This window comes from Pseudarthrobacter sulfonivorans, from assembly GCF_001484605.1.
GTDB lineage: Bacteria > Actinomycetota > Actinomycetes > Actinomycetales > Micrococcaceae > Arthrobacter > Arthrobacter sulfonivorans_A.
Genome location: NZ_CP013747.1, coordinates 2,322,613 through 2,338,709 on the forward strand (window position 1 = coordinate 2,322,613; position 16,097 = coordinate 2,338,709).

The following is a 16,097-nucleotide window of genomic DNA, read 5'->3' on the forward strand; positions in this document are numbered from 1 at the left end:
GACGCAGCCTTAAAGGTGTTCGGGCAGGACGTCCCGGGCCAGATCCGCGATGCGGCGCTCATTGGGGAACGAAAGCTTCCGTGCGAGTTCCTTGATGGGGACCCAGGCGACGTCCACGGCTTCGTGGTCCGGATCGTTTTCGATAGTGAGTTCGCCGCCGGTGGCGCGCAGCAGATAGTGGTGCACGGTCTTGTGCACGCGGTGCCCGCTGACAGTGAACCAGTAGTCGATGCTGCCCAGCGGCGCCAGGATGTCGCCCTCGATGCCAGTTTCCTCGGCAATCTCGCGGACTGCTGCCTGCTCGTTGTCTTCTTTGCCTTCAGGATGGCCCTTGGGCAGGCACCACTCCAGCCGTCCGCCCCTGTTAAGGCGGGCGATGATGGCAACCCTTAGTTCGCCGTCGGACGTGTCCACCACAACGCCGCCGGCGGAAATTTCCTCCACCGTAGGCAGCGAGGCCGGGGCCGAGTGCAAGACAGGCGCGACGTGGGCACCAATTGCCGACGGCAACGGTGCGTTTGTCCTCCTGCCGGGAGCGCTCGGTACGGGATGGGCCATGGAGTCCACTCTAACGACTCTTGTCCGATCATGATGACCGGAACATGACATCAAAGTGGACTGCGTATGACGCACTTTGAGGGGCTGCAGGCGAATAGGAGCGATCTTGAGGAGATTTTGGCCTGCCAAGCCGCAGGTTTCTGACAAGCTTAAGTAACTATGGCGCACGCACATCACAAGATTGATTCCAACACCGTCGATTTCCAGGTGGACCCGGTGGTCCTGGAGCTCGGGCAGCGCTTTGTCGACGCCGGCCACGAGCTGTCCCTGGTGGGCGGTCCGGTAAGGGATCTTTTCCTGGGACGCACGTCGCCGGATCTGGACTTCACAACCGACGCCAGCCCGGACCAGACAGTTGCCCTGATCAAGAAATGGGCGGACAACTTCTGGGAGATCGGCCGTGCGTTCGGGACGATCGGCATGCGGAAAGCCGGCTTCCAGATCGAGATCACCACTTACCGCGCCGAGGCCTACGATCCGGAGTCGCGCAAACCCGCGGTGGCATTCGGCACGTCACTCACGGACGATCTCCTGCGCCGCGACTTCACCATCAACGCCATGGCGCTGCGGCTGCCCTCCCTTGAACTTATTGATCCGTTCGGCGGCGTCCGGGACCTCAGCGCCTCTGTCCTGGCGACGCCCGGTTCACCCGAGGCCTCCTTCTCCGATGATCCCCTCCGAATGATGCGCGCCGCCCGGTTCGCATCGCAGCTGGGTATTTCCGTGCACGATGACGTGCGGCTGGCCATGACCCAGATGGCCGAGCGGATCAAGATCATCTCGGCTGAACGGGTCCGTGATGAGTTGGTCAAGCTCATCTGCGGTGCGAACCCCCGGGTCGGTGTGGACCTGCTGGTGGACACCGGCCTCGCCGAGTTTGTGCTGCCTGAAGTGTCCGCGCTCCGGCTGGAATCCGACGAGCACCACCGCCACAAGGACGTCTACCAGCACTCCCTTCAGGTTTTGGAACAGGCCGCCGCCCTGGAAACGGATGCCGACGGCGCCGTGCCGGCCCCCGATTTTGTGCTGCGGTTCGCAGCGCTGATGCACGACGTCGGCAAGCCGGCTACGCGGCGTTTCGAACCGGGCGGCGCGGTCAGCTTCCGCCACCACGACATGGTGGGATCCAAGCTCACGGCCAAGCGGATGAAGACCCTCCGCTTCGACAACGACACTATTAAGGCGGTGGCCCGGCTGGTGGAGCTGCACATGCGTTTCTACGGTTACGGTGATGCGGGGTGGAGCGACTCGGCCGTCCGCCGCTACGTCACAGATGCTGGCCCGCTGCTGGAGCGGCTGCACCGGCTGACCCGCTCGGACGTCACCACGCGCAACCAGCGGAAGGCTGAGCGTCTCGCCTTCGCTTACGACGACCTGGAAGACCGGATCGCCGTATTGCGCGAGCAGGAGTCCCTGGACGCGGTCCGGCCCGATCTGGACGGCGCCAAGATCATGTCCATCCTGAACCTCAAACCTGGTCCCGTGGTGGGCCGTGCCTACAAGTTCCTGCTCGAGGAACGGATGGAACACGGACCGCTGCAACCGGACGACGCCGAAGCGAGGCTGCTCGCCTGGTGGTCAGAGCAGCCCGAGGCAGCACCCCCGGTTCCGGAAGCAGAAGAGTCTCCCGCCGCCGTCGAACTTTCCCCGAACGAGGAGTCCAAATGAATAACCCGATGACCGCGCCCCGCCCCCAGCTCTGGATCCTGCGCCACGGCGAGACCGAGTGGTCCAAGAGCGGGCAATACACCGGGCTCACCGACCTGCCCCTGACCGTGGAAGGCGAGCAGCAGGCCGTGGAGGCCCGGAAGGTGCTGGACCAGGTGGACTTCGACCTGGTCCTGACGTCTCCGCTGCGCCGCGCCCGGCGGACCGCGGAGCTGGCTGGTTACCCTGACGCGCAGCATGAGCCGCTGGCGGTGGAATGGAACTACGGCGACTATGAGGGCATCAGTTCGGACCTGATCCGCAAGGACAACCCGGATTACCTGATCTGGACCCATGGTGTGCCCAACGGCGAGACCCTGGACGAAGTGGCAGCCCGCGCCGACAAGATTGTGGCCAGCGTGCTTGAATCCGGCCTGGACAACGTTCTGATCGTGGCGCACGGGCACTTCTCCCGGATCCTCACCGCGCGTTGGCTGGAACTGCCGCCTGCCGAGGGCCGCCATTTCATCCTGGGAACCGCGAAAGTCTGCACGCTCGGCTGGGATAAGCGGACCCCGGCCATTGTCCGCTGGGGACTCTAATGGCGCATTCATAAACTTTCTTGAAAAACTTTGCGAATTAAGTGGCGCATTGCCGCATTCGTAGGGTAATTTTATTCCTGACCCCAGAGCGTCTTTGCCGGGGTCGCGGCGCGCGTTGCCAGGCCAGTCAGCCGAGGTAGCGGCATAACGGAAAAGGAGGTTGGGAAAAATGATTACTTTGACTAGCGGATGGAAGATGACCATCACCGCGAACCCGGCCTCTGATGCTTTTGCGCGCCGTCTTAACGGAGTCCCTGCCTCCTAGCCTTCCCGCAACTGATCCCGTCCACGCGGCGGCGTCACTTGCAATGAGGTATATCCAGGCCACCTCCTTCTCGGATGGCTCGCGCTAGTGGCTCGCCTCAGGCGACGCCTGCTGGAAGTCTCCTGTCGGCATAGCTTCAGGGCTGGTCCGCGCGGCGCCGCAGCATCCCCATAGTTCGGAACTCAAGCTTCTTTGTTGGGGCCTGCACTGCCGCTGCAACTGGGTCCTTCTTCGCATTCGCGAACAATTCATAACCACCGGGCATTTCCCTGCCTAATTATGCCGTTATTGCTCCGACATTAAATGGCTTTATTTGTCATGCCCAATTACACGCCGAAAGGAGGTGACCACCATGATCAAACGAATCAAGAACGCACTATTCTTCCTGCGGAAGCCTGTCCGGGATGACCGGCCCGTCCGGGATGCGCGCCGGGAATTCAACGGGCAGCTGCTGGAACGGCAACGCGAAGACGTTTTCGTCCTGTTGCACCAGCAGATGGGCGGCATGAACTGAGGCGGGGCCCGAGTATGGAGTCCACGGTCCGGCAGCGCACGTCCCGGGTAAGCTCTCAGACATGCAGGAGACGAAGCCACCGGCGCACCCACGGCGCGCCCGCTTGGTTGTTCCGAGCCGCAGCGACCTGCTGCTGAAGAACTTCACGGAACTGATCGGCGGGCCGATGGGTGCCCGGTCGGCGCCCGGCCTCGTCTCCCCCGGCGTTTTTACCGTGGAACGTGTCCTGATCATCTTGACCGTCGTGGCGGCGCTGGCCGGCCTCGCCATCAAGGGCTACTGCCGGGCCAACGGCTGGGCGAGCCCCGGCCAGTTCTATTCCACGTGCTATTCCGACTTCCCGGAATTCTTCCGCAACCGCGGCCTGGGGGACGGCACGTTCCCGGTCCTGAGCCCGGGATCTCTCTTTGAAGACCCGGTCCTGATGGGACTCATTGCCGGGGTGACTGCCTGGATGGTCCCGGGCCAGGGCATCAGCGACGCGCGGATTCTTGGCTACTTCGACGTTAATGCCACTCTGGTTGCAGCCGTCTGGATTGTCACCGTGCTGGCTACGGCCCGGATGTCACAGCGGCGCCCCTGGGATGCGGCCATGGTGGCGCTGGCACCTGGCATCGTGCTGGCCGGAACCATCAACTGGGACATGTGGGCCGTGGCATTGTTGGCGCTGGGGATGCTGTGTTTTTCGCGGGAAAGGCTGGTCCTCGCCGGCACCCTGATTGGCCTCGCCACAGCGACGAAGCCCTATGCCGCCCTGGTTCTCGGAGCCGTCCTCCTGCTGGCCCTGCGGACCGGGCGGATCCGCGGTTTCCTGGTCACTGCGGGCGCCAGCGCAGCGGCCTGGCTGGCCATTAACGTGCCTGTTGCGGTGGCCAATCCGTCCGGCTGGGGGTACTTCTTCAGGTTCACCGAGACGAGGGAAGCCGGCTACGGGTCCCTATGGTTCGCCTACAACCTGGTGGCCCGGCGGCTGCGCTGGCCGGTGCTGGATCCCGCAACCATCAACTGGCTGGCGCTGGCCGTGTTCCTGCTGGCCTGCACCATGATTGCCGCGGTGGCGCTGACAGCAGCACGCCGGCCGCGGCTGGCCCAGTTGGCATTCCTCATCGTGGGTGCTTTTGTCCTGACCAGCAAGGTCTATTCGCCGCAGCATGTCCTGTGGCTCATCCCGCTGTTGGCGCTGGCCCGGCCGCGGTGGCGGGATTTTCTTATTTGGCAGGGCGTTGAAGGCCTGCACTGGGCAGCCGTCTGGATGTACCTGGGCCAGGTGGCCAGCCAGGGCCCGACCCAGCACAATATTGACATGCCCTACTACGTCCTGGCCGTGGCAGCACATATGCTTGCAACGGCATATTTGATGTTCCGGGTTGTATGGGACATCCACGATCCGGACTACGATCCCGTCCGCCGCCATCACCTCGATGATCCACAGGGAGGGCCGTTCGACGGACTCCCGGACTGGTTGCGGTTCAGCCCCCGCCATCCCTCGCATGCGGTGCTCCCTTGGCGGGCGAAACACCATGCCTGACGTCGCCGTCGTCGGGTCCGGACCCAACGGGCTGGCTGCAGCCGCCGTAATGGCCCGCGCCGGCCTCTCCGTCGAAGTCCACGAGGCGGCAGACACCATCGGAGGCGGCACCCGCACCGCCGAACTGATGCAGCCGGGGCACCTCCATGACATCTGCTCGGCCGTGCACCCCATGGCGCTGGCATCACCCTTCTTCCGCGACTTCGAGTTGGCCCGCCGGATAGACCTGGTGGTCCCGGAGCTTTCGTTCGGATCACCGCTCGACGGCGGACGGGCGGCCCTCGGATATCACAGCCTCGAACGGACTGTCCAAGGCCTGGGCCGGGACGGCGACGCCTACCGCAGGCTTCTTGGCCCGCTGGTTGACCGCATTGACGGCGTGATGGATCTGACGCAGCACCAGCTGCTGAGGATCCCCCGGGATCCCCTGGCGGCGGCGCTTTTCGGGCTGCGGACACTGGAGCAGGGATCGCGGCTGTGGAACGCGGGGTTCCACGAGGACCTTGCGCCTGCGCTGCTCAGCGGCGTGGCCGCCCATGCGGTTTCGCAGCTGCCCTCGCTGGCCTCTGCAGGCGCCGGGCTCATGCTCACCGCACTGGCCCACGCCCAAGGCTGGCCGATTCCGCTGGGCGGATCGGCCTCCATTGCGGCCGCGCTGGAGGCCGACATCCGTGCCCACGGCGGGGTGATCCGGACGGGGGCGACGATCGAGAGCCTCCAACAACTCCGCGGCGCGCGGGCCACTCTGCTGGACGTGGCCCCACGGGACCTGCTGAACATTGCAGGCGACAGCCTCCCGGCCAAGTATCGGCAAGCCCTGGAGGCGTTCCGCTATGGGAATGGTTCCTGCAAAGTGGACTTCATCCTGTCCGGACCCGTTCCGTGGGCAGCAAAGGAACTGGGGGACGCCGGAACGGTGCACGTCGGCGGCACGCGTGCTGAACTGGCCCGTGCCGAGAACGAAGTATCCGCCGGGAAACACCCGGAACGCCCTTACGTCCTGGTGGCCCAGCCATCACGGTTCGACACGGGCCGGGCGCCAGCCGGCCGGCAGATCCTGTGGGCATACTGCCATGTGCCTGCCGGATCAACCCGCGACATGGGCGAGGCCGTCACCGCGCAGCTGGAGCGCTTCGCGCCCGGGTTCCGGGATGTGGTGATGCAGACCCGGGTGACCACTGCGGCGGAACTGGCCAGCTACAACCGGAACTACGTGGGCGGGGACTTCAGTGCCGGCATCATGGATGTGCGCGGACTTATCCAGCGCCCCGTCGTCTCCCGCGTTCCATGGCGGACGCCCGTGCCCGGCGTGTATCTCTGTTCCTCCTCTACGCCGCCCGGCCCCGGCGTAACGGGCATGCCAGGGTTCTTCGCCGCGAAACATGCCCTGAAAGACAGGTTTGGTCTTGGGGTCCCTTCGCTCGGCCTCTGAACCCCGCCTCTATGCCGGCGCGAAAGGACACTTAAGCCCCTGACAGCGGTCCTCAAGTGTCCTTTCGCGCACAGCGGTAGGGCCTCAACTGTCCGTTCGCGCGGAATGGGTGACAGCAGGCGCGTTCCAAATCGGGGCATAATAGCGCCGTGGGGAACTCAAAGAAACTATCGCTTGCCATAGCTGGACTCATCCTCGGCGCCTCCTTGGTTGCCTGCGACGACGGCAGAGGGGGTGCCGAAAGCGCGGCCAAGCAGTTTGCGTCCGCTCTTTCCACGCTCGACGTCGGCTCGGTCGCCTTTGATGGCAAGGATTCCGGGGTGGCCAAACAACAGGTCCAGGACGTTTTCAAGGCCCTGGAGCCGGACAAGCCCACAGTGGCGGCCGGCGAGCTCACCCTGGACGGCGACACTGCAACCGTTCCGCTGGACTACACCTGGAAAATCGGCACCGGCGAGTGGAAATACACGGTCTCCGCAGAGTTCACGAAGTCAGGGGATAACTGGCTGGCGGTCTGGAACCCGGCAGCCCTGGTCCCCGGACTCGCCGACAACGAAATCCTGAGCAAGGGCACCCAGTCGCCGCAACGCGCCGACATCCTGGGCGCGGATGACGCGAAGCTGGTCACGTACCGTCCCGTGGTCAACGTGGGGATCGACAGACTGCTACTGGGATCCGCGGACGCCGCCGCATCAGCCACCAAACTGGCCGAACTGGTGGGTGTGGATCCCGCCGCCTACGCCCAACAGGTTGCGGCCTCCGGTGCCGAGGCGTTCGTCCGGGCCATCACTCTCCGTGATGAGGGCCGCACCGTCACGGACGCGCAGATCACGGCCATTCCCGGTGCCCGCGCCATCCCGGAAGCCCAGCCGCTGGCACCCAGCCGCACGTTCGCAAGGGCAGTCCTCGGCACCGTCGGCGAGGCCACGGCCGAGCAGATCGAGGCGTCCGGCGGCGTCCTGACCGCCGGCGACGTGACTGGCATCGGCGGGCTCCAGCAGCAGTACGACGCGCAACTCCGCGGCACCGACGCCGTGGTGATCCGTGCGCAGCTGGCCGACCTGACCCGCGAACAGATCCAGGCCGCCGGAACGGATCCCCGCAGGGTGGTCTTCGAGATGGCCCCGACCCCGGGCACGCCACTGAAAACCACCGTTGATCCGAACCTCCAGTCACTCGCCGAGAGCACCCTTGCCGGTGTAGGCCCGGCGTCGGCCATCGTGGCGCTCCGCCCCTCCACGGGGGCCGTTCTCGCCGCGGCCTCAGGCCCGGGAAGCAACGGCTACAACACCGCCATGCTGGGCCAGTACGCGCCCGGGTCAACCTTCAAGATCGTCGATTCGCTTGCCATGCTCCGCAACGGCCTGACGCCCGATTCGAAGGTGGAATGCACACCCACCCTTACCGTGGACGGCCGGACGTTCAAGAACGCGGAAGGTTACCCGGAAACGTCGCTGGGGTCCGTGGCACTCCGCGATGCCTTTGCCCACTCGTGCAACACGGCGTTCATCGCTGCGCGCGACACTGTCACGCAGGCCCAGCTGGAGGCTGCCGCCGTCGCCATGGGCGTGGCGGTGGAGGCCCCCGCGCTGGGCGCCGCGGCATTCCTCGGGTCCGTTCCGGGCGAGGCTGCGGGCACCGAACATGCCGCCTCGATGATCGGCCAGGGCAAGGTGCTCCTGTCCCCGCTGGCAGCGGCCATCATGGCCGGTTCCGTGGGCAAGGGATCCCCCGTCTCACCGCAGCTGGTCCTGAACCCCGACGCCGGGGCTGCCGCGGCAGACACCTCCGGCGGGACGACGGCGGAAGGCGCGTCGCCGTCGTCGACCGTTACGCCGGAAGCACCGGCCAAGGCGTCCGGCCAGCCCATCACTGCCGCCGAGGCCGCGGCGCTGTCCGACATGATGCGGGCGGTAGTCACGTCCGGCCACGCGGGCTTCCTGACGACAGTTCCCGGCGCGCCGGTGGGCGCCAAGACCGGCACGGCGGAGTTCGGCAAGGAGAACCCGCCCAAGACGCACGCCTGGATTGTGGCCGTCCACGGTGACCTGGCCGTGGCCGTGTTTGTCGAGGACGGCGGACTCGGAGCCACCACGTCGGGTCCGCTGCTCAAGCAGTTCCTGACCGCCGCCGCCGCCGGCTAGCGCCCCCGACTTTTTGTCCAGATAATGCGCGCAGAACTGCCTCGAAGGCATATTATCTGGACAAAAACCCGGGTCGGGCGGGCGTGGGAAGATTGTTGGCGTGGCCCACATAGACATTTCCGGTATTGACTACTTCCTCTCCGATGGCACGCAGCTGCTCAACGGCGTGACTTTCAAGGTCCCGGACGGTACCAAAACCGCCCTGATCGGCCCCAACGGCACGGGCAAGACCACGCTCTTCCGGATCATTTCCGGCGACCTCGTACCGGACGAAGGCGTGATCGGTCGCTCCGGAAACATGGGCATCATGCGCCAGTTCGTGGGCCAGGTCCGGGACGATTCCACGGTCCGAGATCTGCTGGTGTCCGCCGCTCCGCCGGCCCTGGCCGCCGCGGCCAGGGAGGTGGACGAGGCCGAGCTCGCGATGGTGGAGCACGACGACGAGCCCAGCCAGATGCGGTACGCGCAGGCCATCGTGGACTGGGGAGATGCCGGCGGTTATGACGTGGAGACTGTCTGGGACGAGGTCTGCATGGCCGCCCTGGGACTGCCCTTTGACCGCGCACAGCACCGCCCGGCGTCGAGCCTTTCCGGCGGCGAGCAGAAGCGGCTGGTGCTGGAGGCCCTGTTCGCGGGACCTGACCAACTCCTGCTCCTGGACGAACCGGACAACTACCTCGATGTGCCTGGCAAGCGCTGGCTGGAGGACAAGCTCAACGAGTCCAAAAAGACTGTCTTCTTCATCAGCCACGACCGCGAGCTGCTCAACAATGCCGCCGGCCGCATCGTGACCCTCGAGCCGGGCATCAACGGCGCAGGTGCCTGGGTGCACGGCGGCGGCTTCGGCTCCTACGTCGACGCCCGCGCCGACCGGAACGCCCGCTTCGAAGAGCTCCGCAAGCGCTGGGACGAGGAGCACGTGAAGCTCAAAGAACTCGTCAACATGTACAAGAACAAGGCGGCATTCCGCTCCGATATGGCCAACCGCTACCAGGCCGCCCAGACGCGCCTGGCCAAGTTCCTCGAGGCCGGCCCGCCGGAAGCATTGCCGATCGAGCAGAACGTGCGCATGCGCCTGAAGGGCGGCCGGACCGCCAAACGGGCCGTTGTGGCTGAGAAACTGGAACTGACCGGGCTGATGAAGCCGTTCTCCACCGAGGTGTGGTTCGGGGACCGCGTGGGTGTGCTCGGCTCCAACGGCTCCGGCAAGAGTCACTTCCTGCGCCTGCTGGCCACGGGCGGGACGGACCCGGAACGGGAGCACGTCCCCGTGTCCGACGTCGATATTGCCGAAGTGCCGCACGAGGGGACCGTGAAACTCGGCGCCCGTATCCGCCCCGGTTTCTTCGCCCAGACCCACGTCCGGCCCGACCTCCTGGGTAAGACCCTGCTGGAGATCCTGCACCGCGGCGACGAGCACCGGTCCGGCCTGGGCCGCGAGGCAGCCGCCGGCGCATTGGACGGTTACGGCCTGGCGTCGCAGTCGGAGCAGAAGTACGACTCCCTCTCCGGCGGCCAGCAGGCACGGTTCCAGATCCTGCTGCTGCAGCTCTCCGGCGCCACACTCCTACTGCTGGATGAGCCCACGGACAACCTGGACCTTCATTCGGCCGAGGCACTGGAAAAAGCCATTGACCATTTCGAGGGAACCGTCTTGGCAGTCACCCACGACCGCTGGTTCGCCCGCACCTTCGACCGGTTCTTGGTGTTCGGTTCCGACGGCCGCGTCTACGAATCCGCCGAGCCCGTGTGGGACGAAAAGCGGGTTCAGCGCGCCCGCTGAGCATCGGACGGCGCTCATATGATCAAAAATTGCTATCATATGAGCATGAAGACTGAAGAGCGGCACCGCCTGATCGGGGAGCTGCTTCGCCACCAGGCCGAGATCTCGGTGGAAGAGCTGACCCAGGCGTGCGACGCATCGGGCGCCACCATCCGCCGCGACCTCGAGCTGCTCGCATCGCATGGTGTGCTGCGCAGGGTTCATGGCGGTGCCAGGAGCCTGATTGCCGGCGGCGAAAACCCGGGCTACGGCCAGCGCGAACTCGAAGACCAGGCCGTGAAGGCCAGGATCGCCGTCGCCGTTGCAGGCCTGCTGGGAGATCGCGAACTCGTGTGGCTGGACAGCGGCACCACAGCCACGGAAATTGCCCGCGTCCTCCGCGGGCGCGAACTGACGCTGATGCCCATGTCCATGCGCGCCCTGACGACGGTCACCGACGACGACCCGCATGCCGGCCAGCGTCCCGCCCTGCTGCTCCCCGGCGGAAGCCTGGTTCCCGGCGAGCTCTCCTTCCGCGGCCCGCTCGCGGAAGCCAACATCCGGTCCCTGCGCTTCGACACGGCGGTGGTCACGCCCTGCGCCCTGAACCTCAGGGACGGTCTCCTGGCCCATGATCTGGAAGACGCCGCAGTGAAGCGGGCCGGACTCGAATCCGCGGCGCGGGTGATTGTTGCCTGCGCCGGCGCCAAATGGAATGCCACCGCGATGGCCCTGGTTGCCCCCTTGGACGCAGTGAACGTGATAGTTACGGACAAAGACCTGAGTGCGGACGAACTCGCACACCTCAACAAGCTCTCGGTGGAAGTAGTCAAAGCATGAGCATCAACACCAGCACGACGGCCGGACCGTCCCTCAGGGCAGCCGCCGCAGCCACTTTTGTGGTCTTCGGGATCAACGGCTTTGTCTTTGCCAGCTGGGCCGCCAGGATCCCCGCCGTCACCGAGACGCTGCACCTGACCTCCGGCCAGATGGGCACGCTGCTGCTGTGCATCGCCGTCGGCTCCCTGCTCGCCCTTCCGACGGCGGGACTTGTGGTGGGGAAGATCGGCACCGCCAATGCCGTGCGCACAGGCGGTCTGCTGTCAGCCCTGGCCGGGGTGGGCATTGCCCTTTCCCTGTCGGCGGAATCTATCCCGGGCACTGCCGTTTCCCTGTTCTTCTTCGGCATTGGCGTCGGGCTGTGGGACGTTTCCCAGAATATTGAAGGTGCCGACGTCGAGCACAAGCTTCGGCGCACCATCATGCCGCAGTTCCATGCGGCCTTCAGCGGCGGGGCCTTTGTGGGGGCACTGATCGGTGCGGGCCTCTCAACACTCGGTATTGGCCTGCCGTTGCACCTGCTGGTCATCGCCGCTGTAGTAGTGGTGGTAGCCCTCGTGGCGCCCCGCTATTTCCTCCCCCACGCGGCCCAGGCCGCTCCGGTCGAGGGTGAACCGACGGCCGTGAAGGGGCCATCGGCCTGGCGTGACGGCCGCACCCTGCTGATCGGCGTTGTGGTCCTGGGTGCAACCCTCACCGAAGGCGCCGGAAACGACTGGATCGCCAAGGCCACTGTTGACGGCCTGGGCAGTTCGGAATCCACCGGTGCCCTGATGTTCGCCTTGTTTGTCCTGGCGATGACGGCGATGCGGCTCTTTGGCGGCCGCGTGATCGACATCTACGGCCGCGTCGTAGTGCTCCGGGCCAGCATGGCCGCGGCCACCGCGGGTCTGTGCCTGTTTGTGCTCGCGGGGAACATCTGGCTGGCCGGGGTTGGTGCTGCGCTGTGGGGCGTGGGCTCCGCGCTGGCCTTCCCCATGGGAATGTCAGCGGCGGCCGACGATCCGAAGCATGCAGCGGCGCGGGTCTCGGTTGTATCCACTTTGGGGTATGTTTCGTTCCTCGCCGGCCCGCCGTTGCTGGGCTACCTGGGCGACCTCACGGGAATCCACCTGGCGCTCCTCGCGATCCTCGCCCCGATCCTGGTGGCACTGCTCCTCGCCGGCGCCGCGAGGCCATTGGCCTCCAAGTCCCAGCCCTCCAAGCCCCAGTCCTCCGCGCCCCAGTCCTCCAAGTAGGGGAACCCCACCGGTATTAGGGTGGGGAGATGTACAGAGTGTGGCGCAATGGACCGGGCTGGATCAGCCGCTTTGACCGGCACCTGGTCCGCGGCGTGTCGTCGTTCCCGGGTGGAAACCACGATGAGTTTTTCCGGCGCCTCTCCGCCTCCGCCACCCACGGCAAACTGTGGATCGGGGCAGCGGCGATCATGGCCGCCTTCCCCGGCAAACCCCGCCGGGCCGCCCTGCACGGGCTGATCGCCCAAGCGGTGGCATCGGCGGTGACCAACGTGGTGTTCAAGACCCTGTTGCCGCGGGCACGCCCGCTCCCTGAGCATCTGCCGGTTTTCCGGTTCGTCCATCCGCAGCCCACCAGTTCGTCCATGCCATCGGGGCATTCGGCCTCAGCTATCGCCTTCGCGCTCGGCGCCGGCCTGGTCAAGCCGGTTGTCGGTGCGGCACTTGCGCCGGCGGCGCTGGGGGTGGCCTATTCCCGCGTCCACACGGGGGCCCACTGGCCATCGGATGTGTTCTTCGGTTCGGCGATCGGCGCAGGGGCGGCGCTGGTGACCCGTAAGTGGTGGCCCGTCCGCCCACCGTTTCCCGGAGTATCGCGCACCGCAACCCAGGCCCCGGAGCTGCCGGCCGGTGAAGGTCTCAGCATCGTGGTGAATACGCTCGGCGGCTCCTTCACGGAACAAACGGCAGGCGCACTCCAGGAAGTATTCCCCAAGGCGTATATAAAAACGGTCGAGCTGGGAGAGAGCCTGGAAGAGGCCATCCAGGCCACCGCTTCCCACCCGCGCACCCGTGCCCTGGGCGTGTGGGGCGGCGACGGTACTGTTGGCACCGCCGCCGCAGCCGCCGTCGAACATTCCCTTCCCCTGCTGGTGCTCCCGGGCGGGACGCTCAACCACTTCGCGCGGGACACGGGGACTGCCAACCTCAAGGACGCTGTGGCAGCCGCGGCCGCTGGTGAAGCCGCGCGGGCCGACGTCGGCCTTGTGACCGTGGAGCGCGGGCTGGCGGGCAACCCGGAAACGGCTGACCTGGTCATGCTGAACACGGCCAGCATCGGCCTCTACCCCAACCTGGTCCGGCGCAGGGAGCAGCTGCAGCCGGCCCTCGGCAAACCGCTGGCCGGCGTGGTGGCAATGTTCCGGACCTTCGCCGCGGGAACACCCACCACCCTGACCGTGGACGGTGTCCGGCACAAACTCTGGATCGCGTACATCGGACGCGGGCGCTACTACCCCCGGGACCACGCGCCCCTGTCGCGGCCCGTGCTGGACGACGGCGTCCTGGATGTCCGCATGATCACCGCCGACGAATCCTTTGCCCGGCTCCGGCTCCTGTGGTCGGTGCTGACCGGCACGGTGGCGACCTCCCGGATCACCCATCTGCGGGAGGCTACCGAGGTCCGGATTGAGTCGGAGGGCTCCCCCCTGGCACTGGCGGTCGACGGCGAGGCGCTGGCGGGCGTGCGCAGCGTCCGGATCCGGGTGGAACCGCGTGCCTTGACCTACTACTCGCCCCGCACCTAAGGCTGCTGCGCCCCCTGAGGGGACCCCTGATCATCCGTGCGGACTACCCTGATTCGACCCTGAATCATCCCTGAGACAGGCGAAATCCGGCCGAGCCGTCGGTAGCGTGGAGCGTACACACGAAAACTTCCCCGCATCCCGCAGCCACCAGGCTGCTGTTCTAAGGAACATTTCCATGATTGAGGCAACAGGCCTGTCAAAGGTCTACGGCAGCAAAACGGCGGTTGACGGCGTCAGCTTCACCGTCAAAGCAGGGCAGGTAACGGGCTTCCTGGGCCCGAACGGTGCCGGCAAATCCACCACCATGCGCATGATCATGGGACTGGACCGGCCGACGTCGGGCACGGTCACCGTCAACGGCCTGCACTACGCCGATCACAAGGCCCCCCTGCACCAGGTGGGTGCGCTGCTGGACGCCAAAGCAGTCCACACCAGCCGCAGCGCCTACAACCACCTGCGGGCCATGGCGGCGACGCACAACATTCCCACGTCCCGGGTGCATGAAGTCATCGAAATGACCGGCCTGGAGGCAGTGGCCCGGAAGAAGGCAGGCGGCTTCTCGCTGGGCATGGGGCAGCGCCTGGGCATTGCCAACGCGCTCCTTGGCGACCCGCAGACCCTGATCCTGGACGAGCCGGTCAACGGCCTCGATCCGGAAGGTGTGTTGTGGGTCCGCAACCTGGTCCGCTACCTCGCCGGGCAGGGCAAGACCGTCTTCCTGTCCTCACACCTCATGAGCGAAATGGCCCAGACGGCAGACCACCTGATTGTGATCGGCCGCGGCAAAATCATCGCGGACGCCCCCGTGCAGGACATCATTGCGGGCACCCGTCAGGTCAAGACCCTGGTCCGCACGTCCGCAGCCACCCAGCTGTCCGCCCTGCTGTCCGGCGATGGCGTGACCGTGGACCAGGGCCAGCCCGAAACCCTGGAAGTGACAGGCCTGGACGCACGCCAGATCGCCCAGGTGGCACTGGACAACCGGGTTCTCGTCTACGAACTCACCCCGCAGCAGTCGTCTCTGGAAGACGCCTACTTCGATCTCACCAAGGACGAAGTGGAATACCACTCACACCTGACCGGTGGACCCTCCGGCGAGTTCGCCCGGGAAACCGCCCCGGCAACGGCAGGAAAGTAAGGACGATGACCACCATGACTGAAACCCAAACTTCCCGGGTCCGCTCCACCGCTGGTACCAAGGGCGTGACCTTCGCCGGTGTGCTGCGGTCCGAATGGATCAAGCTGTTCTCCCTGATGTCCACCCGCATCCTGCTGCTCCTGACCCTGGTCGCGATTGTCGGCGTCGGGGCCCTTGCCGTCCTGATCCGATTCACGTTCCTGGACGAAATGACCAGGCAGGCGCGGGACCAGGGCCAGACCCTGACGCCGGAAATGATGGCGCAGTCCTTCCCGCCGGGCTCGGGCTTCGACCTGTACAACCTGCCCAACGCCGGCCTGCAGATCGGCATCCTGGTGCTGGGCTCGCTGGCCGTCCTGTTCATCTCCTCCGAATACGCCACGGGGATGATCCGCTCCACCATGAACGCCGTCCCGCGCCGCACGCCGGCCTTTGTGGCCAAGGCAATCCTGCTCGCCGTGATCTCCTACGTCATCACCACCATCGCTGCTGTTGCCACCTTCCTGATCGCCATGCCGGTGTTCCAAGGGCTGGGCTTCGACCTGGACTGGTCCACGGAAGGCGTGCTGTACAGCGTCTTCACGGGCGGCCTCTACGTGGCCGGTGTGGCCTTGATCGGCCTGTCGCTCGGCGCACTGCTGCGCAACTCCGCCGGCGGCATCACAGTCCTGGTGGGCTTGTTCTTTGTCCTGTCCATCGCGGCCAGCTTTATGACGTTCATACCCGGCGACTTCTGGAAGTACGTGCCCCAGTACCTCCCCAGCGATGCCGGCGGACGGTTCCTCTCCATTGGCCACATCGACGGCATCATCGATCCCTGGCATGGCGGCCTGATATTCCTGGGCTACGTTCTGCTGTTCCTGGTACCGGCCATGATTGTGCTTAAGAAACGCGACGTCTAGG

13 protein-coding genes are annotated in these 16,097 nt (G+C 65.9%); 12 read left to right on the forward strand and 1 reads right to left on the reverse strand.

The annotated features are described in order from the left end of the window. Window positions 1-9 precede the first annotated feature (9 nt). Window positions 10-510: an NUDIX hydrolase gene (locus AU252_RS10395; protein WP_058930646.1), complete on the reverse strand. Its 501-nt coding sequence runs from the start codon at window positions 508-510 to the stop codon at window positions 10-12. A gap of 207 nt (window positions 511-717) precedes the next feature. Between AU252_RS10395 and AU252_RS10400 the strand changes: the two genes are divergently transcribed. The 12 genes from AU252_RS10400 (at window position 718) to AU252_RS10450 (ending at window position 16,096) form a co-directional block, all read left to right on the forward strand. Next, entirely contained in the window at window positions 718-2,226 is a 1,509-nt protein-coding gene (locus tag AU252_RS10400; protein WP_058930647.1) for a CCA tRNA nucleotidyltransferase, read from the forward strand. After that, window positions 2,223-2,807: a histidine phosphatase family protein gene (locus AU252_RS10405; protein ID WP_058930648.1), complete on the forward strand. Its 585-nt coding sequence runs from the start codon at window positions 2,223-2,225 to the stop codon at window positions 2,805-2,807. Before AU252_RS10400 ends, AU252_RS10405 begins: the two co-directional genes overlap by 4 nt. A gap of 617 nt (window positions 2,808-3,424) precedes the next feature. After that, on the forward strand, window positions 3,425-3,586 hold the full coding sequence (locus AU252_RS24140; protein ID WP_167349827.1) for a hypothetical protein: 162 nt from the start codon (window positions 3,425-3,427) through the stop codon (window positions 3,584-3,586). 61 nt (window positions 3,587-3,647) lie between these two features. After that, window positions 3,648-5,114, forward strand: a complete 1,467-nt coding sequence (locus tag AU252_RS10410) for a glycosyltransferase family 87 protein (RefSeq protein WP_058930649.1) — start codon at window positions 3,648-3,650, stop codon at window positions 5,112-5,114. Next, window positions 5,107-6,546 (forward strand): phytoene desaturase family protein, encoded by a 1,440-nt coding sequence (locus tag AU252_RS10415; protein WP_058930650.1) that lies wholly within the window; start codon window positions 5,107-5,109, stop codon window positions 6,544-6,546. The genes AU252_RS10410 and AU252_RS10415 overlap by 8 nt, the downstream gene beginning before the upstream one ends. A 149-nt stretch (window positions 6,547-6,695) precedes the next feature. Beyond that, window positions 6,696-8,690: a penicillin-binding transpeptidase domain-containing protein gene (locus tag AU252_RS10420; RefSeq protein WP_058930651.1), complete on the forward strand. Its 1,995-nt coding sequence runs from the start codon at window positions 6,696-6,698 to the stop codon at window positions 8,688-8,690. Window positions 8,691-8,790: 100 nt separating this feature from the next. Further along, the gene (locus AU252_RS10425) at window positions 8,791-10,473 is read left to right on the forward strand and encodes an ABC-F family ATP-binding cassette domain-containing protein (RefSeq protein WP_058930652.1); all 1,683 of its coding nucleotides are present in this window, start codon (window positions 8,791-8,793) and stop codon (window positions 10,471-10,473) included. Window positions 10,474-10,518: 45 nt separating this feature from the next. Further along, window positions 10,519-11,292, forward strand: coding sequence for a DeoR/GlpR family DNA-binding transcription regulator (locus AU252_RS10430; protein ID WP_058932878.1), 774 nt, complete (start codon window positions 10,519-10,521; stop codon window positions 11,290-11,292). Next, window positions 11,289-12,530, forward strand: a complete 1,242-nt coding sequence (locus tag AU252_RS10435; protein ID WP_205630664.1) for an MFS transporter — start codon at window positions 11,289-11,291, stop codon at window positions 12,528-12,530. Before AU252_RS10430 ends, AU252_RS10435 begins: the two co-directional genes overlap by 4 nt. Before the next feature lie 29 nt (window positions 12,531-12,559). After that, entirely contained in the window at window positions 12,560-14,056 is a 1,497-nt protein-coding gene (locus AU252_RS10440; RefSeq protein WP_058930653.1) for a bifunctional phosphatase PAP2/diacylglycerol kinase family protein, read from the forward strand. A gap of 175 nt (window positions 14,057-14,231) precedes the next feature. Then, window positions 14,232-15,194: an ABC transporter ATP-binding protein gene (locus AU252_RS10445; RefSeq protein WP_058930654.1), complete on the forward strand. Its 963-nt coding sequence runs from the start codon at window positions 14,232-14,234 to the stop codon at window positions 15,192-15,194. A 5-nt stretch (window positions 15,195-15,199) separates the two neighbouring features. Further along, window positions 15,200-16,096, forward strand: coding sequence for an ABC transporter permease (locus tag AU252_RS10450; protein WP_058930655.1), 897 nt, complete (start codon window positions 15,200-15,202; stop codon window positions 16,094-16,096). Window position 16,097: the final 1 nt, after the last annotated feature.